At 38.4% G+C, this 21,110-nt stretch carries 16 protein-coding genes; 4 read left to right on the forward strand and 12 right to left on the reverse strand.

Going from position 1 to position 21,110, the window contains the following annotated elements; genetic code table 11:
- Positions 1 to 930: calcium-binding protein (locus H6G25_RS18455; protein ID WP_190393754.1), on the forward strand; the 930-nt coding region annotated here is incomplete at its 5' end.
- A gap of 490 nt (positions 931 to 1,420) precedes the next feature.
- On the opposite strand, the gene H6G25_RS18460 is transcribed toward H6G25_RS18455, so the two are convergent.
- Complete coding sequence (locus H6G25_RS18460; RefSeq protein ID WP_190393755.1) at positions 1,421 to 3,220, reverse strand: bifunctional serine/threonine-protein kinase/formylglycine-generating enzyme family protein; 1,800 nt, start codon at positions 3,218 to 3,220, stop codon at positions 1,421 to 1,423.
- Positions 3,221 to 5,009: 1,789 nt separating this feature from the next.
- Here H6G25_RS18460 and H6G25_RS18465 point away from each other — a divergent pair.
- Complete coding sequence (locus H6G25_RS18465; protein ID WP_190393756.1) at positions 5,010 to 6,431, forward strand: ammonium transporter; 1,422 nt, start codon at positions 5,010 to 5,012, stop codon at positions 6,429 to 6,431.
- 95 nt (positions 6,432 to 6,526) lie between these two features.
- Here the strand turns inward: H6G25_RS18465 and H6G25_RS18470 are convergent, their stop codons facing one another.
- A complete protein-coding gene (locus tag H6G25_RS18470) occupies positions 6,527 to 8,032 on the reverse strand; it encodes a pitrilysin family protein (RefSeq protein ID WP_190393757.1) in 1,506 nt (501 codons plus the stop codon).
- 102 nt (positions 8,033 to 8,134) lie between these two features.
- A complete protein-coding gene (locus tag H6G25_RS18475; RefSeq protein WP_190393758.1) occupies positions 8,135 to 9,712 on the reverse strand; it encodes a pitrilysin family protein in 1,578 nt (525 codons plus the stop codon).
- A gap of 159 nt (positions 9,713 to 9,871) precedes the next feature.
- Here H6G25_RS18475 and H6G25_RS18480 point away from each other — a divergent pair, with 159 nt between their 5' ends.
- Positions 9,872 to 10,486, forward strand: coding sequence for a TetR/AcrR family transcriptional regulator (locus H6G25_RS18480; RefSeq protein ID WP_190393759.1), 615 nt, complete (start codon positions 9,872 to 9,874; stop codon positions 10,484 to 10,486).
- 21 nt (positions 10,487 to 10,507) lie between these two features.
- Here H6G25_RS18480 and H6G25_RS18485 read toward each other — a convergent pair whose 3' ends face one another.
- The 8 genes from H6G25_RS18485 to H6G25_RS18520 all read right to left on the reverse strand — a co-directional run bounded on the left by H6G25_RS18485 (position 10,508) and on the right by H6G25_RS18520 (position 18,115).
- Positions 10,508 to 10,948: a DUF4332 domain-containing protein gene (locus tag H6G25_RS18485; protein ID WP_190393760.1), complete on the reverse strand. Its 441-nt coding sequence runs from the start codon at positions 10,946 to 10,948 to the stop codon at positions 10,508 to 10,510.
- Positions 10,949 to 11,247: 299 nt separating this feature from the next.
- Positions 11,248 to 12,048, reverse strand: coding sequence for a PhzF family phenazine biosynthesis protein (locus tag H6G25_RS18490; RefSeq protein WP_190393761.1), 801 nt, complete (start codon positions 12,046 to 12,048; stop codon positions 11,248 to 11,250).
- Positions 12,049 to 12,054: 6 nt separating this feature from the next.
- Positions 12,055 to 12,909 carry an Rpn family recombination-promoting nuclease/putative transposase gene (locus H6G25_RS18495; protein WP_190393762.1) on the reverse strand — a complete coding sequence of 285 codons (855 nt, stop codon included), beginning with the start codon at positions 12,907 to 12,909 and terminating at the stop codon, positions 12,055 to 12,057.
- On the reverse strand, positions 12,909 to 14,531 hold the full coding sequence (locus H6G25_RS18500) for a radical SAM protein (RefSeq protein WP_190393763.1): 1,623 nt from the start codon (positions 14,529 to 14,531) through the stop codon (positions 12,909 to 12,911). The genes H6G25_RS18495 and H6G25_RS18500 overlap by 1 nt, the downstream gene beginning before the upstream one ends.
- Positions 14,532 to 14,557: 26 nt before the next feature.
- Positions 14,558 to 14,812: a SemiSWEET transporter gene (locus H6G25_RS18505; RefSeq protein WP_028082771.1), complete on the reverse strand. Its 255-nt coding sequence runs from the start codon at positions 14,810 to 14,812 to the stop codon at positions 14,558 to 14,560.
- A 91-nt stretch (positions 14,813 to 14,903) separates the two neighbouring features.
- A complete protein-coding gene (radC, locus tag H6G25_RS18510; protein ID WP_190393764.1) occupies positions 14,904 to 15,635 on the reverse strand; it encodes a DNA repair protein RadC in 732 nt (243 codons plus the stop codon).
- Between the two features lie 175 nt (positions 15,636 to 15,810).
- Positions 15,811 to 16,749, reverse strand: coding sequence for a phosphoribulokinase (locus H6G25_RS18515; protein ID WP_190393765.1), 939 nt, complete (start codon positions 16,747 to 16,749; stop codon positions 15,811 to 15,813).
- 217 nt (positions 16,750 to 16,966) lie between these two features.
- The gene (locus tag H6G25_RS18520) at positions 16,967 to 18,115 is read right to left on the reverse strand and encodes an alanine--glyoxylate aminotransferase family protein (protein ID WP_190393766.1); all 1,149 of its coding nucleotides are present in this window, start codon (positions 18,113 to 18,115) and stop codon (positions 16,967 to 16,969) included.
- A 395-nt stretch (positions 18,116 to 18,510) separates the two neighbouring features.
- On the opposite strand from H6G25_RS18520, the gene H6G25_RS18525 reads away from it, so the two are divergent.
- A complete protein-coding gene (locus H6G25_RS18525; protein ID WP_028089905.1) occupies positions 18,511 to 19,128 on the forward strand; it encodes a hypothetical protein in 618 nt (205 codons plus the stop codon).
- 267 nt (positions 19,129 to 19,395) lie between these two features.
- Here the strand turns inward: H6G25_RS18525 and H6G25_RS18530 are convergent, their stop codons facing one another.
- Complete coding sequence (locus H6G25_RS18530; protein WP_190393767.1) at positions 19,396 to 20,736, reverse strand: NB-ARC domain-containing protein; 1,341 nt, start codon at positions 20,734 to 20,736, stop codon at positions 19,396 to 19,398.
- Positions 20,737 to 21,110: the final 374 nt, after the last annotated feature.

Genomic DNA, 21,110 nt, shown 5'->3' on the forward strand with positions numbered 1-21,110 from the left:
GGTGCTAATAACACCCTTGACGGTGGTGCGGGTACAGATACCCTAATCGGTGGTACAGGCAACGATATCTACATTGTAGATGGCACCACTGACACAATTACCGAAAATGCCAACGAGGGTACAGATACCATTCAATCTAGTGTTACTTTCACTATTGTGGCTGCTAACGTTGAAAACCTGACACTGACAGGAACAGCAGCAATTAACGGTACAGGTAACGCAGCTAATAACGTCATTACTGGTAACGGTGCTAATAACACCCTTGACGGTGGTGCGGGTACAGATACCCTAATCGGTGGTACAGGTGATGATATCTACATTGTAGATAGCACCACTGACACAATTACCGAAAATGCCAAGGAGGGTACAGATACCATTCAATCTAGTGTTACTTTCACTATTGTGGCTGCTAACGTTGAAAACCTGACACTGACAGGAACAGCAGCAATTAACGGTACAGGTAACGCAGGTAATAACGTCATTACTGGTAACGGTGCTAATAACACCCTTGACGGTGGTGCGGGTAATGACATCCTCACCGGAGGGCTTGGAAAAGATACTCTAACCGGAGGGTTGGGAGTAGACCGTTTTGACTACCGCACTTTAGCTGATTCTCTTTTCGGTAACTTTGATGTGATTACTGACTTCAATGCTAATGCTGGCAATGATTTGTTCCTTGTTACTACTACCAACAGCGGATTCTCTAATGCAGGATCTGTGACAACACTTGATGCAACCGGAATTGCAGCCAAGTTAACTACTGCTGCTTTTACAGCTAACTCTGCTGCTCAATTTACCTTTGGTACTCGCAGCTTTGTCGCCCTGAATGATCCTACCGCAGGATTCAGTGCTACTACGGATGCCATTGTTGAGGTGACAGGTTTAACTGGCACTCTAACAATCAATAACTTTACCACTGCCTTGGTGTAGCTTCTGGTATCCTTGAGGTAAACCACTTTGTAGAGATGTTTCATGAAACGTCTCTACATCCCACATTCCGCACCCTTAGCTGTCACACAGGTAAATTACGGAAACAAGAAAGAGAACTGAGGCTGAAAAATCACATATTAGCGAAAAAATACATTGTCGAAAGAGAAAAACACCAAAAGTTGAGGGTGCGGAATGTGGGTTACAAGTTCGCTGGGATCTATATTATGCTCAACAAGCAGAAGCAGAATTTCTGAATACAATTAATCCTTTTGTCGCTTAAATGCCTGAATTAGGATATCCTGATTCAGACAATTTTACCCCTTGACAAAGTTCTCAGTTTCGACTATGCTTATGTTATAAGTGGAGAAGTATGCGCCCATATATATAAGGTTTCCACATTCAGTATTTATCTAAAAAAATTCCGCCTAACTGCGAGACAAGGGAAAAGAAAAAAGAGCAGAGGGCAAAAAAGCAAGAGTATAAAGGGCAACTAAGTCCTCGCCGCACCACTACATACAACCCGAAAACCAATATTGTCGTTGAGGTCGTCGAGGCCGTCTTTGCGGCGAGAAGCAGAACGGCAATTCCCAGGATCGTTGAACCACGAACCACCGCGCATTACCTTTGTGATTGCGTTTGGATTAATCAAAGCACTACCATTTATAGGCGCGTTTATATAATTTTTCTGCCAATCATCTTCACACCACTCCCACACATTTCCGTGCATATCATACAAACCAAAAGCATTAGGGGGAAAAGTTCCTACATCTGTGGTTTGTTTTCGATATTGTCCTTTTGGTGCAGCAGCGTAGGCATAGTTACCATTATAGTTTACCAAATCTGGGGTAATACTTTCACCAAAATAAAAAGGTGTGATTGTTCCTGCCCTACAAGCATACTCCCATTGTGCCTCACTGGGCAACTTATAGTTTTTACCTGTTTTTTGGCTTAACTTTTGACAAAAATCAACCGCATTATTCCAACTTACTTGTTCAACAGGACGATTATTACCTGTGAAGTAAGCAGGGTTCTTTCCGATGATAGCTTGATATTGCGCCTGGGTCAAAGGATATTTACCGATAAAGAAGCTGGGAACATTAACTTGATGTTGAGGACTTTCAATATCCAATCTTCCCTCTTCATTTTCCGGTGAACCCATGTAAAATCTTCCTGCGGGTATTTCCACCATTTCCAACTTCACCCCATTTCCCAAATCTTCCACAAAGTAATTTGCTGAGTGGTTGCGTTTGTTGATAATGCTTCCTTTGGCGTTGGTTATGACAACTTCAAAAGTGAAAGTTTTCAGGTTAGTTAAAAACCTCTCTCCTTGTAGGAGAGAGGCTTTAATATCCCCCTTCTCTTGTAGGGAAGGGGGGTTAGGGGGGTTAGGTTTTTTATTTGATTGAATACCTAAAAACGTAAACCATTCTGTAATAGACTGAGGACGGTTTTGATAATCTAACTCCATTCCCTTGAGAATAGCATCATTTACCTTTTGACTAATTTGAGAATTGTATTTTTGCGGTGGTTCAATCGCCATTTTCATATCTAGCATGATCTTAGCATTCAGATAAGGACTAGGCAGAGGAATGAAAGGAGGTTCATGAACGGCGATAATTACATATAATGTAGCTGCTAAAGCATAGATATCTAAAGCTGGAGTGAAATTACTTCTATTTTCAAATTGTTCTGGTGGTGCAAAAACCGGAGTTTTGGCATTTGTTAAACTCATCAATTCCGCAAAGTTGACTTCTCTAGCTAAACCAAAATCAATTAATATGGCTTTATTGTCTTCTTCTCTTAGTAAAATATTCGCAGGTTTAATATCTCGGTGCAGATAATTACGATTATGAATATAACTTAAAGCTTCTCCAATGCCTTTAATAATTGCTAAACCTGCACTTTCACTAAAAACACCATTCGCATATAAATATTGTTCTAAATTTTTGCCTTTGACATATTCCATCACCATACAAGATAAACCATTTTCTTGAAACAGTTCAGGATACACTTTGACAATGTGAGGATGATCAAAGGTAGCTAAAACCATCGCTTCGGTGTTAAACTTGTCCTGTTCTTGGGCTAAAAATTCTCCAAAACCTTCTGTATTCCCATATTTATCTCGATAGCGTTGTTTCAAAAAGGAGACGTTGAGGCTTTTGATAGCTACTTCTTTTTTGCGTTTATGATCTTGCGCTAAATAGGTAATACCAAATCCTCCCTGTCCAAGGGTGTCAATAATTTCGTATTGTCCTTTTTTGAGTAGTTGCCCTGGGGTAAAATAAGCCATAATTAACCATCATTAATATAATTTCTCAATATCTGTTATTACAGATTCCTAATTAGTAAGAAAATTAGACACAGTTTTTTGACAATATATCATAATTACAGCGAGATTTATCCCCAAATCTCCCTTGAGGATATAGAAATTTCAGTAAAAACGAAAAAACGCCGAAAAAATTATTTTATGGTGTTGACAAAGAACTTTGAATATGTTATCCTAATCTTGATAAGGAAGAACTATCTACAATTAATTTCTGATTTGTATAGGTAAGTGAACTATCTAGTCAGTCAGACACAGTTTTTTGAAACCATATCATAATTACAGTGAGATTTATCCCCAAATCTCCCTTGAGGATATAGAAATATCAGTAAAAACGAAAAAACGCCGAAAAAATTATTTTATCGTGTTGACAAAGAACTTGGAATATGTTATCATAATTTCGATAAGGAAGAAATATCTACAATTAATCTCTGGTATAGGTAAGTGAACTATCTAGTCAGTCAGACACAGTTTTTTGACAATATATCATAATTACAGCAAAATTTATCCCCAAATCTCCCTTGAGGATATAGAAATTTCAGTAAAAACGAAAAAACGCCGAAAAAATTATTTTATCGTGTTGACAAAGAACTTTGAATATGTTATGCTTATCTTGATAAGGAAGAACTATCTACAATTAATTTCTGATTTGTATAGGTAAGTGAACTATCTAGTCAGTCAGACACAGTTTTTTGAAACCATATCATAATTACAGCGAGATTTATCCCAATATCTCCCTTGAGGATATAGAAATTTCAGTAAAAACGAAAAAACGCCGAAAAAATTATTTTATCGTGTTGACAAAGAACTTGGAATATGTTATCATAATTTCGATAAGGAAGAACTATCTACAATTAATCCCTGGTATAGGTAAGTGAACTATCTAGTCAGTCAGACAAAGTTTTTTGAAACCATATCATAATTACAGCAAAATTTATCCCAATATCTCCCTTGAGGATATAGAAATTTCAGTAAAAACGAAAAAACGCCGAAAAAATGATTTTATGGTGTTGACAAAGAACTTTGAATATGTTATGCTTATCTTGATAAGGAAGAACTATCTACAATTAATTTCTGATTTGTATAGGTAAGTGAACTACCTAGTTTATTTAGCGCAGTTAGACAATTTTACGCTTCAATTGTGACGAAAATAATTAGGTTTAACTATATCTGACTATATTTTTGTTATTTAAGCTCAATACTATTTTCCGAATATTATAGTATTTCCCAGTCTAATGAAATACAAAATTATCCGTGTTTATCTGCGTCCATCTGCGTTCAATTATTACTGCTTGTACCTCACTTGAATGGGAATGGCCATGATACAAGTATTATACAAATCCGAAGGTTTGTCAAGTCTTGATATATCTTATGCGAATTAGAATATCCGAGATATTGAAATTTACAGAATGAAGTCAAAAATAATTATGTAATCAGGTTAGTGTTTGAAAAACCTATATATATGGGCGCAGGATTTTCCACTTATAACATAAGCATAATATAAATTTTTGAATTTGTCAAGTCTTAAATAGTTACCAATTTTCTCCACCCAAAGGATAAAACCTGCATAAATAAGTGTGACCTATATACATAGGTGTGATAGATAAAATTAACCAATAAATTAAGTTTTTTGTATCTAACGTAACAGTAACACTATTTAGGATGTGCTTATGATACAAGCATCAAAGTAAATGCTGATATTTTTAAATATAAAAGTCCAGCTTTAATCACAGCTTTTCTAGCCCAAAAAACAGCAATGAATAAACGTATCCGCCCTTTTTATCGCCTTTTAGCACTGGCTATAGGTTCAATGGTATTGGCGATTTTCGCGCCTACAGTTGTCCAGGCCGCAGACCCAGTAACACTAGAGTCCTTAGACGCGACAACCAAACAATTACAAATTTCTGTTGATACTACCTGGGTATTACTCACAGGCTTTTTAGTATTCTTCATGCAGACCGGTTTTTCGATGTTAGAAGCAGGTTTACTGCGTCAAAGAGGTGTAGTTAATGCCCTATTGGAAAACTTTATTGATGCTGCCCTCACCATTTTAGTATGGTGGGCTGTAGGCTTTGGAATTGCTTTTGGTACAAGTAGTGGTGGGTTCATTGGTACAGACACCTTTTTCTTAAGTCAATTACCCGTTGACGGTGCTTTTACTAATGGTAACGTGCCAGGAATAGCCTCCCAACTCAATGCTTACACTTTGTTTTTCTTCCAGTTTGCCTTTGCGGCTACTGCCAGTACAATTACTACTGGGGCAATGGCAGGAAGAACAGACTTTGTTGGTGACTTAATCTACAGTGGTATTATGGCGGCGTTTAGCTATCCCCTTGTAGTTCATTGGATATGGAACTCCAGTGGCTGGTTAGGGAAAATGGGCTTTCATGACTTTGCTGGTAGTACCGCAGTTCACACCGTTGGGGGTTGGACAGCCTTAGTCGGTGCTTATTTACTAGGACCTCGTCCCGGACGTACTACTTGGGGAAAAATTCCTCCCGCCCATAACTTAGGTTTGGCGGCTTTAGGAACTATGATTCTCTGGTTTGGCTGGTATGGTTTTAACCCTGGTTCAACCCTGGGTACTGCTAATACTGGCTTAATTGGTTTGATTACTCTCAACACTACCCTGGGCGCTGGTGCTGGGGCCTTAGCATCCTTATTTTATCAATACAAACGTTCAGGTAAATGGGATTTAGCCTATTGTCTGAATGGTTCTTTAGCAGGGTTGGTAGGTATTACCGCTGGTTGTGCTTTTATCGCGCCTTGGGCTGCGGTTTTGATTGGTTTAACAGGTGGAATTTTAGTAATTTTCGGTATTGATATTATTGAATCATGCAAAATTGATGACCCTGTGGGAGCATTTGCTGTTCATGGTATTAATGGTATGATGGGTACACTAGCAGTAGGCTTTTTGGGTCAACCAGAATTGACTTTGAATAAAAAAGCTGGTCTGTTTTTGGGTGGCGGTTTTGACTTGTTGAGTGTGCAGATTTTGGGTGTAGTTGCAGTATCAGTTTTTACTATTGTCTTCGCCTTTGTCATGTTCAGTGGACTTAATTTTATTGGTAGGCTGCGTGTTAATCCTGAAGCTGATAAGATTGGGATTGATAAATATGAACACGGTGCAACTGTTTGGCCTGATGTTTATGACAGTGAGGAGTTTCTACAAGAGTAAAAAAATACTCTAGAAATCCTCAAGTTGACCCGCAGTTGCGAAATTAAAAATCAGAAATTTAGCTCCCCGACTTCTTTGAGAAGTCGGAGATTTTTTTATTGAGGGTCTGCTGGCTGACTACCGGGGATGGTAATATCTATGGTTGTTACCTTCGTGGCTAAACTAGTTAATGGTTGTTTGATTCCAGTTTGATTTCCTACTACTAAAGTAACTAAATTTTCTGGTTTCAAGTATTTCTGTGCTACCCGTTTAACGTCTGCTACTGTAGTAGCAGCAACCGCTTTTTGATAGCGAAATAAGAAATCAGCCGGATAACCATAATATTCGTATCGCATTAACCGAGATAGGGTTTGACTAGGATCTTGAAAGTTGAAAACAAAGGAATTTAGTGTGGAGTCTTTAGCATTATTTAATTCCTTAGTCGTGACATTTTCAGTTTGTAAACGCTTGATTTCCGTTTGTAGTGATTTGATGAATTGAACTGTAGTTTCCGTGCGAGTTTGTCCTCCAGCAATAAACATTCCAGGATAGTCAAAACGGGGGTTCCAGACACCATATACAGAATAAGCTAAACCTTGACGCGATCGCAACTCATTAAATAAACGTCCGCCAAAACCATTTAAAATACCATTCATAACATCCAAAGCTGGATAATCAGGACTATTGAATTTTCCACCCAAATGACCAATTAAAACACTACTTTGGGTAAGTTGAGGTTTATTAACAAAATATACCCCACCTAAATTAGCTTGAGTGACCTGTGGTAATTGGGTTTTAGTAATTTCAGGACTTGGTTTCCAGTCACCAAATTTGGCTTGAATCAGCGATCGCATTTTTTCAGGATTAAAATCGCCAACAATGCCTAAAATGAGATTATTGGGGTGAAAATATTGCTGATAGAACTTGAGTAAATCATCACGGGAAATTTGGTCAAGAGTTGCATATTCAACGGTACGCGCATAAGGACTTTTTTTGCCATAAATTAGCTTTTTAAACTCTCGACTAGCGATACTATTAGGACTATCATTGCGACGAGAAATATCACCACGAATTTGAGTTTTTTCCAAATCCAACTTGTCTTGAGCAAACGCAGGTTCTCGTAATACCTCAGTAAATAGCCCAAAAGCCATTTCTAAATCTTCCTTGAGAGCTTCAAAACCTACACTACCGACAGATTCCCCCATATCTGTTTCCACCGCTGCGGCTCGTTGTTCTAAAATCTCATTTAACTGATTTGGGGAATGTTTTTGAGTTCCACCACTCCGCAAAGTAGAACCCACCAAACCAGCTAAACCAGTTTTTTGGGCTGCTTCCCACCGGCTACCTGTTCTTACCAAAGCTGTACCACTGACCAATGGTAGCTCATGATCTTCCATCAAATAAACTACCAAACCATTTTTGAGTACATACCGTTCATACTTGGGTAACTTAACCGCCGCAACCGGGGGAAACTTTAATTCATTGTAATACTTTGCTGTCGTTCCTGCCCAAGAAAAATTCAAATTTACAAAGAAACAAGCAACAACCACTACCAAAGTAAAAACAAATCTTTGTCCCCTAGAAAACTGGAATTTTTTGTTTTTCAAATCAAACCTCAACATACCTATCTTCTCTATTTTCAATTTTTTGAGCCTAACTTTTCTCAAAGAGACATTTTCAAATTATTCCTCTCTGCAACTCTGCGTGAAATAAAACCTCAAATTTCACCCTGGTTGTTTTGACAACAACTTACCAACAATGCGATTTTCTGGCGTAAAAGTAGTACGGGCTACTCTTTGAATATCCTCAGAAGTCACCGCTGCAATTTTATCCAATTGCAAAAACAAATTACGCCAAGAACCGGTTTTAACTTCATATTCTAACAACTGTTCTGCCATACCTGAATTAGAATCTAAACTGCGTAATAAAGACGCTCTAGCCTTGGTTTTTAATCGTTCTAATTCCACCGCAGATACAGGTTCAGTCTTCAATTTATCAATTTCTTGCCTTAAAGCGATCGCTACTTCATCTACTGTTTTTCCTGGAGATGTTAGGGCATAAAAGAACATTAAATTGGCATATTTATCCCCAGGAAATCCGCTATAACCTTCCGCATTTAAAGCTAAATTTTGTTTTTCCACCAAGGACTTATAAAGTCTTGATGTTCTCCCGTCACTCATTAAACTACCGATGATTTGATAAACTGCATGATCAGGATCGGTAATAGCTGGAACATGATAACCCTCTAAATACCAAGGTTGAGTAGATAATTCTAAAGTAACTTCCCTAGTCGCAGTTTGCTGAGGTTCTATTGGTAGTTTTTGTTGGGGTTTAGGTTTAGCTTGATAACGTCCAAAGTAAGTTTTCGCTAGTTTTTTGACTTCATTGGGGTTCACATCTCCCACAATAGCAATAGTTAAATTACTAGGAGCATAATAAGCTTTAAAAAACTTCCTCACATTCTCCGGTGTTAAGTTGCGAATATCCTGATCATAACCAATTACTGGCCGTTTGTAAGGATGAACTTTAAAAGCAGCATCTATGAATTTTTCTACCATCTGACCGATAGGAGAATTTTCTACTCGTAAGCGTCTTTCTTCCAAAATTACTTCTTTTTCTTTATAAAATTCTCGAAAGACAGGATCTAAAAATCGATCAGATTCTAAAGACATCCACAATTCTAATTTATTCGCAGGAAAACTATAAAAATAGCGGGTGGCTTCTGAGGATGTAGTAGCATTTAAACCCACACCTCCAGCTTGTTCGACAATTTGCCCCATTTCGTTCTGTTTAACTAATTTTAGGGCTTGGGATTCTACTGATTTAAACTCGGTTTCTAACCGGGCTATTTCCTCTTTTTGATTGTCGGCTTTGGCGATTTTAATTTGGTTATCCAACTTTTCTAATTTTTCCAGCAGCGGGGCTTCGGCTTTGTAGTCTTTAGTACCGATGCGCTTTGTCCCTTTAAAGGCCAAATGTTCTAAAAAGTGGGCTACACCGGTTTGTCCATCTGGTTCATCAATACCACCCACATCAGCATAGGTTAAAAAGGAAACTACTGGGGCTTGATGTCTTTCTAAAACAATGAATTTTAATCCATTATCCAGACGAAATTCTGTTAAACGATTAATTACTTGTTCTAGGTAAGGCTGAATGGAATTTTGGGGCTGTTGCAGGGCTATGGCCATTTCTGGTATCCACCCCCAAGTTAAGACTATCAACGCTAAACTAGTTGCTAATAGACGACGAAATGGGGACTTTTTCACGCCAGCGGTCAGCAAATTTAAAATTGTCTGGTGCATAAGCAAAAGTTAAAGTAAGTTAACATTACTTGAAAGATAGAATAATTAACACAAAAAGAGTTAACCTTCTATGAAGATTTTTGTAATTTCTGCATGCCTCGTTGCACAATAAGACTACCAATCCTGTTTTGGAGATATCAAAATAGATATCAAAATATTATGCGAATTTTTAATTCTCCGCCATCATCAGAAGTCCAGACACGCACACGAATTTTGCAAGCAGCACAACGATTGTTTGCTACGAAGGGATTCGAGGGAACTACAACCCGTGATTTAGCACAAACCGCAGGGGTAGCCGAAGGAACCCTCTTTCGTTATTTTGACAATAAAAAAGCAATTTTGGTGGAAGTGGCCACTAATGGCTGGGTGGATATTCTCACAGATTTACTCACAGAACTCAGCGAAATGGGTAGTTATAAGGCTATAGCCCAAGTTATGCGTCGTCGGATGTGGAATTTACAAAAAAACGCCGATATTATGCGTGTTTGCTTTATGGAAGTGCAATTTCATCCAGATTTGCGCGATCGCATTCAAACCGAAGTTATTGATAAAATGACAGATGTGGCTGAAGCATTTTTTCAAACAGCAATAGATAAAGGCATCTATCGTCAAATAGATGCCAAACTTGGTGCTAAGGTATTTTTAGGTTTATTTGCGATCGCTGGTTTTGCTGATCACACCCTCATAGAACCCAACGCCTCCCCCCAAGAAATGCAAAAAATGGCGGAAGGGTTGGCGGATATCTTTCTCAATGGCGTTTTAGCAAAGGAATAGTCAATTACCAATTACTACTAACTAATTACCCATGGCTTGCGCTTGATGACTCCACTGTTGCACTAACTCAACTGCTGGACATAAATCCCGGCTGTGCAATGTTGATACTTGCAAACGCATAACTTGTCTATGCAATCTGTGAGTAGGAGTTTGCGCTAATTGGGCTATGGAAATAACACCAGCGTGAAGTAACATACCGCAGTATTGAGTCCCTACACTGGGAACACGGGCTAAACCTGCTAAAACTACCCATTTATTCACGGAATGAAGATTTACTTGCAATTTACCCGCTAATATTATTCTCTCTTCTGGAGTTTTTCCTCTTGTAATTAGTTCTTCTGTGGTATTGATACCACAATTCTTCAGTTGGGCTTGCTCTTCCGGGCTTAATCCTGGTAGATCTTTAACAGGCCAATCGGATTTTTGGAGTAAACTTCTATTATTTGCACGGTTAATGGTCATCTTTCAGTTTTTAGTATGGGTTTATTTATGTAAAAATTCAGAATTTACCTAGATTCCTTCTCCCCCATTATAACACTTTTATCAAATCGCCATCCTTCTTCAGGACGGTATTATTGATATTATGGACTATAAAAATTGAAGCCTCAATTTATTTATTGCTTAACTTCCCTCATTAAAGGATATTCACAGTCAATAATGCCCGATAAGTGTGAAATTAAATCTAAAATTTTGATTACAAAAATTAACTTATACCTGTCTAATATCCCCAACTTCTTGAATAATTCGGGGATCTTAATCTATTAATCTAGAGTTAATTCTCCTCCCATGACTGTTACAGCTTGTCCAGATATAAAAACGCGGTTTTTTCCTGGATAGTACAATTTTACCACTCCACCCCGACGGGAAGCTTGATAGGCTAAAAACCGATCTTTTCCCAATTTATCCCGCCAAAATGGTGCTAAACAACAATGTGCAGCACCTGTTACCGGGTCTTCATTAATCCCTAAACCGGGAGCAAAAAAGCGGGAGACAAAATCATATTCCGAGTCGGAATTAGCGATGCTAGTGACGATAATATCAGCTTTAGGTAAAGTTTTCATCTGTTGGAAATTCGGTTGCATTTCTCTAACTAATTGTTCAGATTCCACTTCAACTAAATAACCGAGAGAATTTGCAAAAACAGATTTATAAGTCACTCCTAAAACTTGACTTAATTCTGGAGGTGCTGTTACAGGTTGAGAGAGATTTACGGGAAAATCTAACTGAATCCAATTATTTTCGAGTTTAGCTATTAATATACCACTTTTTGTATAGAAATGAGCCTCTTGATTGGGTAATAAATGCCCTTGAGACCATAATACATGAGCGCTGGCTAAAGTGGCGTGTCCACAGAGAGTAACTTCTACTGTTGGTGTAAACCAGCGCAAATTAAAACCGTCATTTTGTTTCACCAAAAAAGCCGTTTCTGATAAATTCATTTCTTGAGCGATATTTTGCATCCATAACTCAGATTTGGGACTATCTAAAACACAGACAGCCGCAGGATTTCCCGTGAATGGAATATTAGTAAAAGCGTCAACTTGAGTAATAATTTGAATCATTTTGAGTCAGGAGGTAGAAATTTCTAAATCTATCATGTGGGATTGTAACCATTTTTCCAAGTCGTTAATATCTTTAAAGTCTAATAATGCTTCTCCCAGGTCTTCTAACTGTGCTATGTTTAAGCCGTTAATGCTTTTGATATACTCATCTCTCAATTTTCCAAATTTCTTAGATAATATCCGTAGTAATAAGTTTTTCTTACCTTCTTGTTCTCCTTCCTCCTTTGCCTCTTGATATACTCGTGTTTGCTTAATATCACTTAGTAAAAACATCGCTTCTATCTCCTGACGGCTTAATTGGGAAAATTTTGACATCAAAACACTTTCCAGTAATTCTATAATACCTTGTCTTTCACTATCATTGCTAATTTCTGTCTTGGTTCTTGCCATCAGATTTTTCACCAATTCCTGTGATTGGTTTTCTTTACTGATAATTAACTCAATTAATCCCATCCCTATTGACCCTGATGGTAGTTCATCTAAATAAATTCGTTTGATTCGACCACTATTAACTAATTCTTGTTGATAATTAGTTAATTTGTCTACATCCAAACTCCGTTTAGGGAATAAAGCCACCGCTTGCCAATCTTGTTCTGGTTTATATTGATTGAGATAAATGTTTATTTCTGTGATTAATTCCCAGTAAAAATCAGGTTTATATTGAAATTGGACTTCGACAAAGTAGATGGGTTTTTCTACACTATCTGGCATGAATATTCCATCAAATCGAAAGGATTTTTCTTTAACTTCCGCAGAAGTAAAATGATAACCTTCCGCATTTTCTGCTGGTTGTCCCAGTAGTTCAAATAATAGAGTATGGAAGGTGAGGAAGATTTGGTAAAATATAGTATCTGTGTGCATTATTTATGATTTAATTCCGAGTTTGTGGCTTCTGCTAAATGCTTAATTAATGTAGACTGAGGTAGTGGTCCTTGCAAGTGATTCCAAGGTAAAATTTGCTCAGTTGACCAATTACTATAAACGTAAAAATCTAAGTCGGGAATTTGTCCTTTCAGTTGTTTAAAAGCGCGTTTGTAGCTACCCAAGGAGTCCCCAAAATCGCGGGTTAATTCTAATAATTGGCAAAGTCGGCGATCGCCTCTGGACAACAAAGCTTGTATAATTGACCAATTATAGCTTTCTGGTCGAAATTCTATACCTTGGGGCTTGAGTTTCTTTTGTAATAATTGCAACCGCTTCTCCGATTGTTTATTAACTCCCAACCATTGAAATGGCGTATGAGACTTGGGAACAAATGTACTACATCCTAGTGTTAAACGCAATCCAGGCGCAGCTTTTTTAACATCTTCCATCATTTTTACAGTTGCGTCTACATCCTCTGCTGCTTCCCCAGGAATTCCCACCATTCCATAGAGTTTCAAACTAGATAAACCACCAGCTTTTGCATTAATAGCCGCTTGCATAATTTCCTGATTATACAGTTTTTTATTAACAATTTTACGGACTTTTTCAGAACCACTTTCCACAGCAATTGTCAATGATCTTGTATCTCGCTTCACCAAAGTTTCAGCCAATTTAACTGTAACTGTATTAGTTCTCACAGAAGCGACACTCAACCGCACATCATCATATTTAGGCTGACTAATATAATCCAATAATTCAGTAAATTCTGGATGTTGGGTGACAGAAGCCCCCAATAAACCCAAGCGGTTAGTAACTTTTAAACCCCGTTCAATTCCCGGAATTAAAGAAGTTTCTAAACTCGCAGTTCTAAAAGGTAAAGTTAAATAACTAGCCAAACAAAAGCGGCACATTTCTGGACAACTTCGCACCACTTCCACCATATAAATATTTTCCCAAGCGGCTTTTTCCGTCACCACAGTAGAAGCAGAAAGAGTATTTCCTCGATAAGTTTGCTTTTGAATAATTGGCGGAATTTGGGAATCAATAGGATTAATTGATTTTATTTCCCCATCTGGTGTAATATATTCTATTACATATAAACTAGGAATATAAATTCCTGGGACTTGAGATAAAGTTTTTAATTGAGTTTTTCTATCAGCATTTCTGACTTTTTTAAAAGTATCTATAAAATCACCAAGCAGATTTTCACCATCTCCCAATAAAATGATATCAAAAAAATCAGCATAGGGTTCTGGGTTAGCCGTCAAAACTGGTCCACCACCAAAAATTAGCGGATGATTTTGATCACGATAATTAGCCCGAATAGGGATTTCTAAAGATTCCAGAAGATGAAAAATATTCACATAATCTAATTCCCAAGACATAGAAAAACCTAATAATTCTGGATATCTAGGAAGTGGTTCATGGATATCAGTAAATAAACGACTTACCTGTAAATCATCACGGGTAGCCAAAGTCGCCCACACTACCTGATAACCCAGACTAGTTATCCCCACAGTGTACTCATTAGGAAAAGCGAAAATCACGGGAATAGAGTCATTATTGGGAGTTGCGGGGGTAAAAAGGAGACGTTCCGAGTCAAATAAAGATGATGTCACAGTTTTTTAGTAAAATTATCTAAAAGTTATCTATATTTAATTTTAAGCCATAGAATAATCAAATTAAAAAATAATGTCACCCCGTTGGCCATAATAATTGGTAAAGCCCCGATAATGATGCCATAAATCAACCACAAACACAAACCACTCATAAAAATAATTAACATCACAAAAGAAACATCTTTCGCTGATTTGGTCAGCCAAATTTGGAACATTTGCGGTAAAAAAGCGACCGTAGTTAATACACCTGCGACCAATCCTAAAATAGTGATAAAATCCATCTTGAAAAATTCTCCTTTCTCTGTTCCTCTGGGGTCTGTGCGCCTTTGCGTGAGACAAATTCATGATCTCATACACCAAGGAATCCTATGATCAATCAACCTGAGAACAATTATCCCACAAATTAGTAATTTCTCGTAAACTTTGATGATTGCCATTACCTAAAATCAAATGATCTAAAATAGGAATAGCTAGAAGTTCCGCACCCGCCAATAATTGACGAGTCAATTCTATATCTGCTTCACTGGGTTCTAAACTTCCAGAAGGATGATTATGGGCTACTATTACCCGTGTAGCGCCTTGACGAATCACTTCTCGAAAAATATCACGGGGAGAGGCTAAAGTTTCCGTCGCAGTCCCAATAGTAATTACCTTTGTTCCTAATAACTTATTTTTGACATCTAATAACAGCACTGCAAATCGTTCTTGATTTTGCCACATCAAGTCTTGACTAAGCGCGGCAGCAGCAGACAGGGGACTATCAATCACTGTACCGTCGGAGGGACGGGATAAAAAAGCACGTTTACCCAATTCAATTGCAGCCAAGATAGTCGTCGCTTTAGCCGGTCCCACACCTGGAATTTCCATCAACTCAGCGGGAGTGACATCTCGTAAAGCGGCTAAGGGATCACACTGTCCTTTGCCTAATTGCTGTAATATATATTGCCCTAAACCAACCGCTGATAATTTACCAGGTCCTTGACCAGTACCCAGCAGAATAGCGATTAATTCCGCTGTGGCTAAAATTTTCGGTCCATGAGTCATTAATCTTTCGCGGGGGCGTTCATTTTCAGGCAAGTCGGCTATTCTGAGACAATAAGTCATACCAATTTGACATTTGATATCTTCCTTATTTCATACTCCAACCCAGCAACACCAGTTTTCGGAACTAAGTTCAGGGAAAATTTATTCATCTTCATCTGCGTTTATTTGCGTTTATCTGCGTTTAATAAAACTATGAAAATGCACCTTTTAAACTCACCTCAAATTACGTAAAATTCTACTGATAAATTTGCGTAGCTTTGAGCATATGGTAAGTAATAATTAATTGAGTAAGAGCAAGGGGGTAACTTTGCAGAGTTTCTCCAGTTGTACCCGCAATTCTCCCCAATTCTGGGTTAATTTCCCGATCGCAAACATTCTTTAAATAGGGCATATCTGCACACATAATCTGTTCGATTTTATTTACCTGTTCCAAAGTTGCATGGCCGTCAACTTCCAAAACATCCACTGGTTTTCCCATATCTCTATCCAGTCCCAAACGGATAGCTGACTGGGAATCACTGTGTCCAGCGTGAATAATTTCGGTAAAATCCGGGTGAGGAATAGAAGGACGTAGTACCAAACGCACATTTAGATGTCCATTAGTTTCATCTATTTCATTATTAGGTGGATAGAAACTGACAACAATATCTGACCATTGACGCTGGGGACGAATATATGCTTCTGAGTCTGGTTCGCGTTTATCTAATTCCGCTAATACCTGTTCTGGAGTATATCCCCGCTTTTGAGTATCCCGTTTTACCTTCCAATTAGCGCGGAGTGGTTCAGGAGGTGCGAGGTAAACTTTAACATCATAAGCATCACGAGCGATACGGGTAGAATAACCTAGTAAGCCTTCGATGATGACAAATTTACTGGGTTTGATATATTGCGGTGGTTCAAAAGTCCCTGTTTTGTGGCTATAAACTGGTTTAAGAATTGGTTGTCCTGTTCGTAGCAGCGATAAATGTTGCTGCATAATATCCAAATAGTTACAATCAGGATGTAATGCTGTAATACCAATTTCTGCCCGTTGTACGCGATCGTAACGGTGATAATCATCTGTACAGATCATAGTCACATTTTCAGGACCGAGTACCTGCGCGATACCTCTAGTCAGGGTTGTTTTTCCAGCAGCACTATCACCGACAATACCAAGAATAATGGGACGATTCATAAATACCCCCCTCTGACGCAAGCAAGTTTATAGAATAATCTTTAATTCTAGAAGGCAAATTAACACTTTTTTCATAAATTTCGATCACCGCAACATCTCTACATAAACTCCCAGGATTTTAATTATTCCCCATTGAATGACAGTTAGAGTGCGGAAGGTGGGTTCAAAGCCTCTCCCCTGTCGGGGAGAGGCTTAACTTTTTTTATTCTTGTCCTAGTTAGTTAGATATCATTGTTCCCAGGGCGGCTATTAACTTATCCACACTTTCAGGACGACTATTAAAACCCATTAAACCTACACGCCAAACTTTACCAGCTAATTCACCCAAACCGCCACCAATCTCAATATTATGCTCAAGTAATAATTGGCGTGCAACCAACTTACCATTTACGCCTTCAGGAATGCAGACAGTAGTTAAAGTTGGTAGCCTGTATTCCTTCTCAACGTGCATTTTTAAACCCATATCTTCCAATCCTGCCCAAAGATATTCTACATTCTTTTGATGACGTTGCCAGCAATTTGCTAAACCTTCTTCTGCCACTAAACGCAGAGCTTCCCGTAAACCATAATATAAATTAATCGGTGCTGTGTGGTGATATGTGCGGTCAGTACCCCAATATTTCCCCAACAATGTCATATCTAAATACCAGTTTGCCACCTGAGATTGACGCTTGTGTAACTTCTCCATTGCTCGCGCACTCATAGTAAATGGTGACGCACCTGGAGAGCAACCCAAGCCCTTTTGACTACAGCTATAAGCCAAATCAACACCCCACTCATCCAAAAAGATGGGAACACCACCTAAACTAGTTACGGTATCCACTAATAATAACGTACCATGCTGACGACACAACTCACCCACACCTTCCAAAGGTTGACGAGCGCCGGTGGAAGTCTCTGCATGAACTAAAGCTAAAATTGCTGGTTTATGGGTAGCTACTGCGGCGCTAATTTCCTCCAAATTAAAAACTTGCCCCCAAGGCTTAGTAATAGTTCTTACATCTGCGCCATATCTGCCCGCCATATCTACCAAACGATTACCGAAATAACCTGCCACACCAATTAATACCACATCACCCGGTTCTACGGCATTAGCTAGAGAGGCCTCCATTGCTGCTGTACCCGTGCCACTGACAGCGATAGTATGGGGATTTTCCGTTTGCCATACATAGCGTAACAGAGATTGAATCTCATCCATCAGGGTTAAAAAAGCCGGATCTAAATGCCCTACGGGTGTAGTATTCATTGCCTGTAATACCTCTGGATGGGCGTTAGAAGGACCAGGACCGAGTAATAGACGGTGGGGGATATTTAGGGGTTCTAGTCCTAGACGCTGACTATTGTTGATGGAAATTGCGAATGTCATAAATTTATGTAAGATGAAATGAGAATTTAATCGCATGATATAGCGGTATGTGGTCAATGTGTATGCCGAAATGCGACTAATTAATTAAGCACCATCTAGCCAGGGTTTGACCATCGGGGCTGTATGTTTAACCAAACCGGGCTAGAATGACCAGTGAGGGTTTTTTCTAAAGAGATACCACTAGATTAGATAAATTTGCAATTATAGATATGGGAATGAACCATTTTAATGAGATACTAAATAAGTATAATTAAACTAGTTTTGAGGTATAAAAAATTCAGTGTATGGACTCTGGGCAGTTAGAAACCGCATCTACACAGGCAAAACCAACCTGTGTGGCTTAAAATTCTTGATTACAGTTCGACTTCCAATAATTTTATCTTCTCTAAATAAACATGGGCGTATTTAACAAAGTTACAGCAACATTTCAAGAATCTAGACAATTTATAAGAAGAAGTCTAGAAGAATATATTATGTTTATCCCAGAAGCTAAACAGTTGATTTTGAATAAAAAAATGGTTTTACTTCTTTGTCAACAAGCCGAATCTAGAGTTGAGCAATTAAAAAGCTTAGAACCACACTCTGAGGAGGGACTTATTGCGACAATAGAGTACAAGAAAATTCAAATTCAATTACATTTTACTCCTGAGAAAATAACTCTTCATGAAAATTGCCTTGAAGGGGAACTTCGCTTATTGAAATCCCCTCAGTTTGAGACTGAATCAATAGTTTACCGTTACCTCATTGCCGGTTGGGTAAAATTTTTAGGAGGAAAACTTCCCAATGGAGCTTTACCAAAAGAAGTTAGAATTGAAAATAATAAGGTTTACTATACTCTTCCTCGAAATGAATTGCAGCTTTTAGATTCCCTTTTTCATAATCTTGAAAATGATTCTGCATTGATGACTACCCTTAAGCAAGGAGATTTAACTATTGAAACTTCAGTAGTTTTGAGTTGGAATAATTTTAAGCTTAAAAATCTGCTTCAACTTTTGAATTTCAAAGCACCCTGAACACCAACAGTAAAAAACAACATTCGGCGCTGTGCGTCTTCTTCCCTCACCCTTTGCGCTGCACTTTCCCAATTACAGGGGTTTCCGCTTTTATGAGGTACATTTTAAGCCCCCTCCTCGCACCCCCCTCAATCCCCCCGCTGCGGGGGGAAGAAAAGGATAAACTTTTGATATTGGAGGGGGTTGGGGGTGGGGTTCTTGTACCTCATAACATTGGGAAGTGCTGTATATTTTGTTATTTTGTCAAAAAATAGAAATCTCTGTTCTCTATGATTCAAATTGACTGGTGACATATTCTCTCAGATTGTTTTGCACTGTAAATCCATCAGAGTTGCATTCAATGAGCGATCGCAATTTTAGGCTTTCTAGCGTTCCTAACAGTTTTTGGGAAGTGACAGGAGGAATGATCTTGTTTAGTAATTCTGGCATGAATAGGGGTTGGCGGTGAATCGCTAAGGAATAGATGACGGTTTTTTCTAAATCTGATAAGCGTTGAAATTGTTGATCTAATAAATCGTAAATATCGCCAAAGACGGTGATACCCTGGGCTAAAAAAAGATCAATTTTGCCAGAAAATAGAAAATGAATAGTGGTGACAACAATTTTCAGTATCAGGGGATTTCCGCCATAGTGATTATGTAATATTTGGCATTCTGCTTGAATTTCGTCAATGCCTTCTGACTGGAAAATCTTGAGTCCGTCTTCAGGAAGCAACCCTTTCAGGATCAGTAATTTAACTGAATTAGCTTTTTTCTCTAGGACACTGAATGCGATCGGTGGTTCTCGACTGATGATAATTAAACAACTTTTGTGGGTAGACTCCCCAATTGTGCGAATCAGTTGTCCATAACCTTCAAACCCTGGCCGATAATATCCCCCTCCTCCCCATTGCAGAATAGATTCTAGATTATCCAGAACCAGCAAGCAACGAGTTTGATGGAGATACTGCATTAACTTTGATATTAATTGATTTGGAAATTTTGGTAAATCAACGGCTTGCTGGTGTGAGACGATGTGAATTAGATCAGTTAAGGTTTCTTCTATTGTTGGCGCGTGATGAAGCGATCGCCAGATGACATACTTAAATTCTGAGTTGGTGAAATCTGCCATTAACTTGGCTATGAGGCTGGTTTTACCCATACCTCCCATTCCTAAGACCATGATTAATTGACAGCGATTAACCTGAATCCATTGGTTCAATGTTGCTAGTTCGGCGGTGCGTCCATAGAAAACGGAGACCTTGGGGGCTAAATTATAATCCCCATCAGGCTGAATTTCAGGTTGTAGAGGTTGGATAGGGAATTGTGTTGAGTGTGTTTCTGGTTTGACTAATGGGACGGAAAGAGGTGATTGATAATCATCAGCCTCTAGCACCAGATTAAATGCTTTGAAGCATTTGACTAGAGACTTTTTATCAACTCTGACATTGCAGTTAAAAATTTTACATAAGGTATGAGAGTCTAAGCCAGTCTGACTACTGAGATAATCCAGGGTAAATCTCTTGTTGTTATTTTCACTATATTCCCTAATTTTTATCGCCTTCTCAAGTTTATTTAAACCTTGAAAGGTGAGGATTGTCCCACGTTTACGTTTCCTTGGTAGATCCATAAGTGATAAATATAAATTGTTTTAAGCAAAGCCGAATTGGGCTAGAGGATTAGCTTTAATCGCCGGAAAAATGACTGATTTCAGGAAAACGGGATTAATCGGATAAAAGTATAAAGATAAAACTAAGAGATTGAACATAGTATAGCGGTTAATTTATGTGTTTATCAATACAGCATTTTGCAAAAAAGGGAAGTTTTAACAATTTGAAATAATTGTGCGGTCTAATTGCTTACAGTCTCAACGCTTGAAAGGCTTGTGGTAGAGGGGTGAGAGCGATCGTTTGTCAGGATTCTTAAGTTCCGTTGCTTAAGTTAGCAAACTTCCATTGTTGTATATATGTCGAGAGGTATACAATCAACCACACAGTTTAACTT

The sequence above is a fragment of the Dolichospermum sp. FACHB-1091 genome, assembly GCF_014697585.1.
Lineage (GTDB): Bacteria > Cyanobacteriota > Cyanobacteriia > Cyanobacteriales > Nostocaceae > Dolichospermum.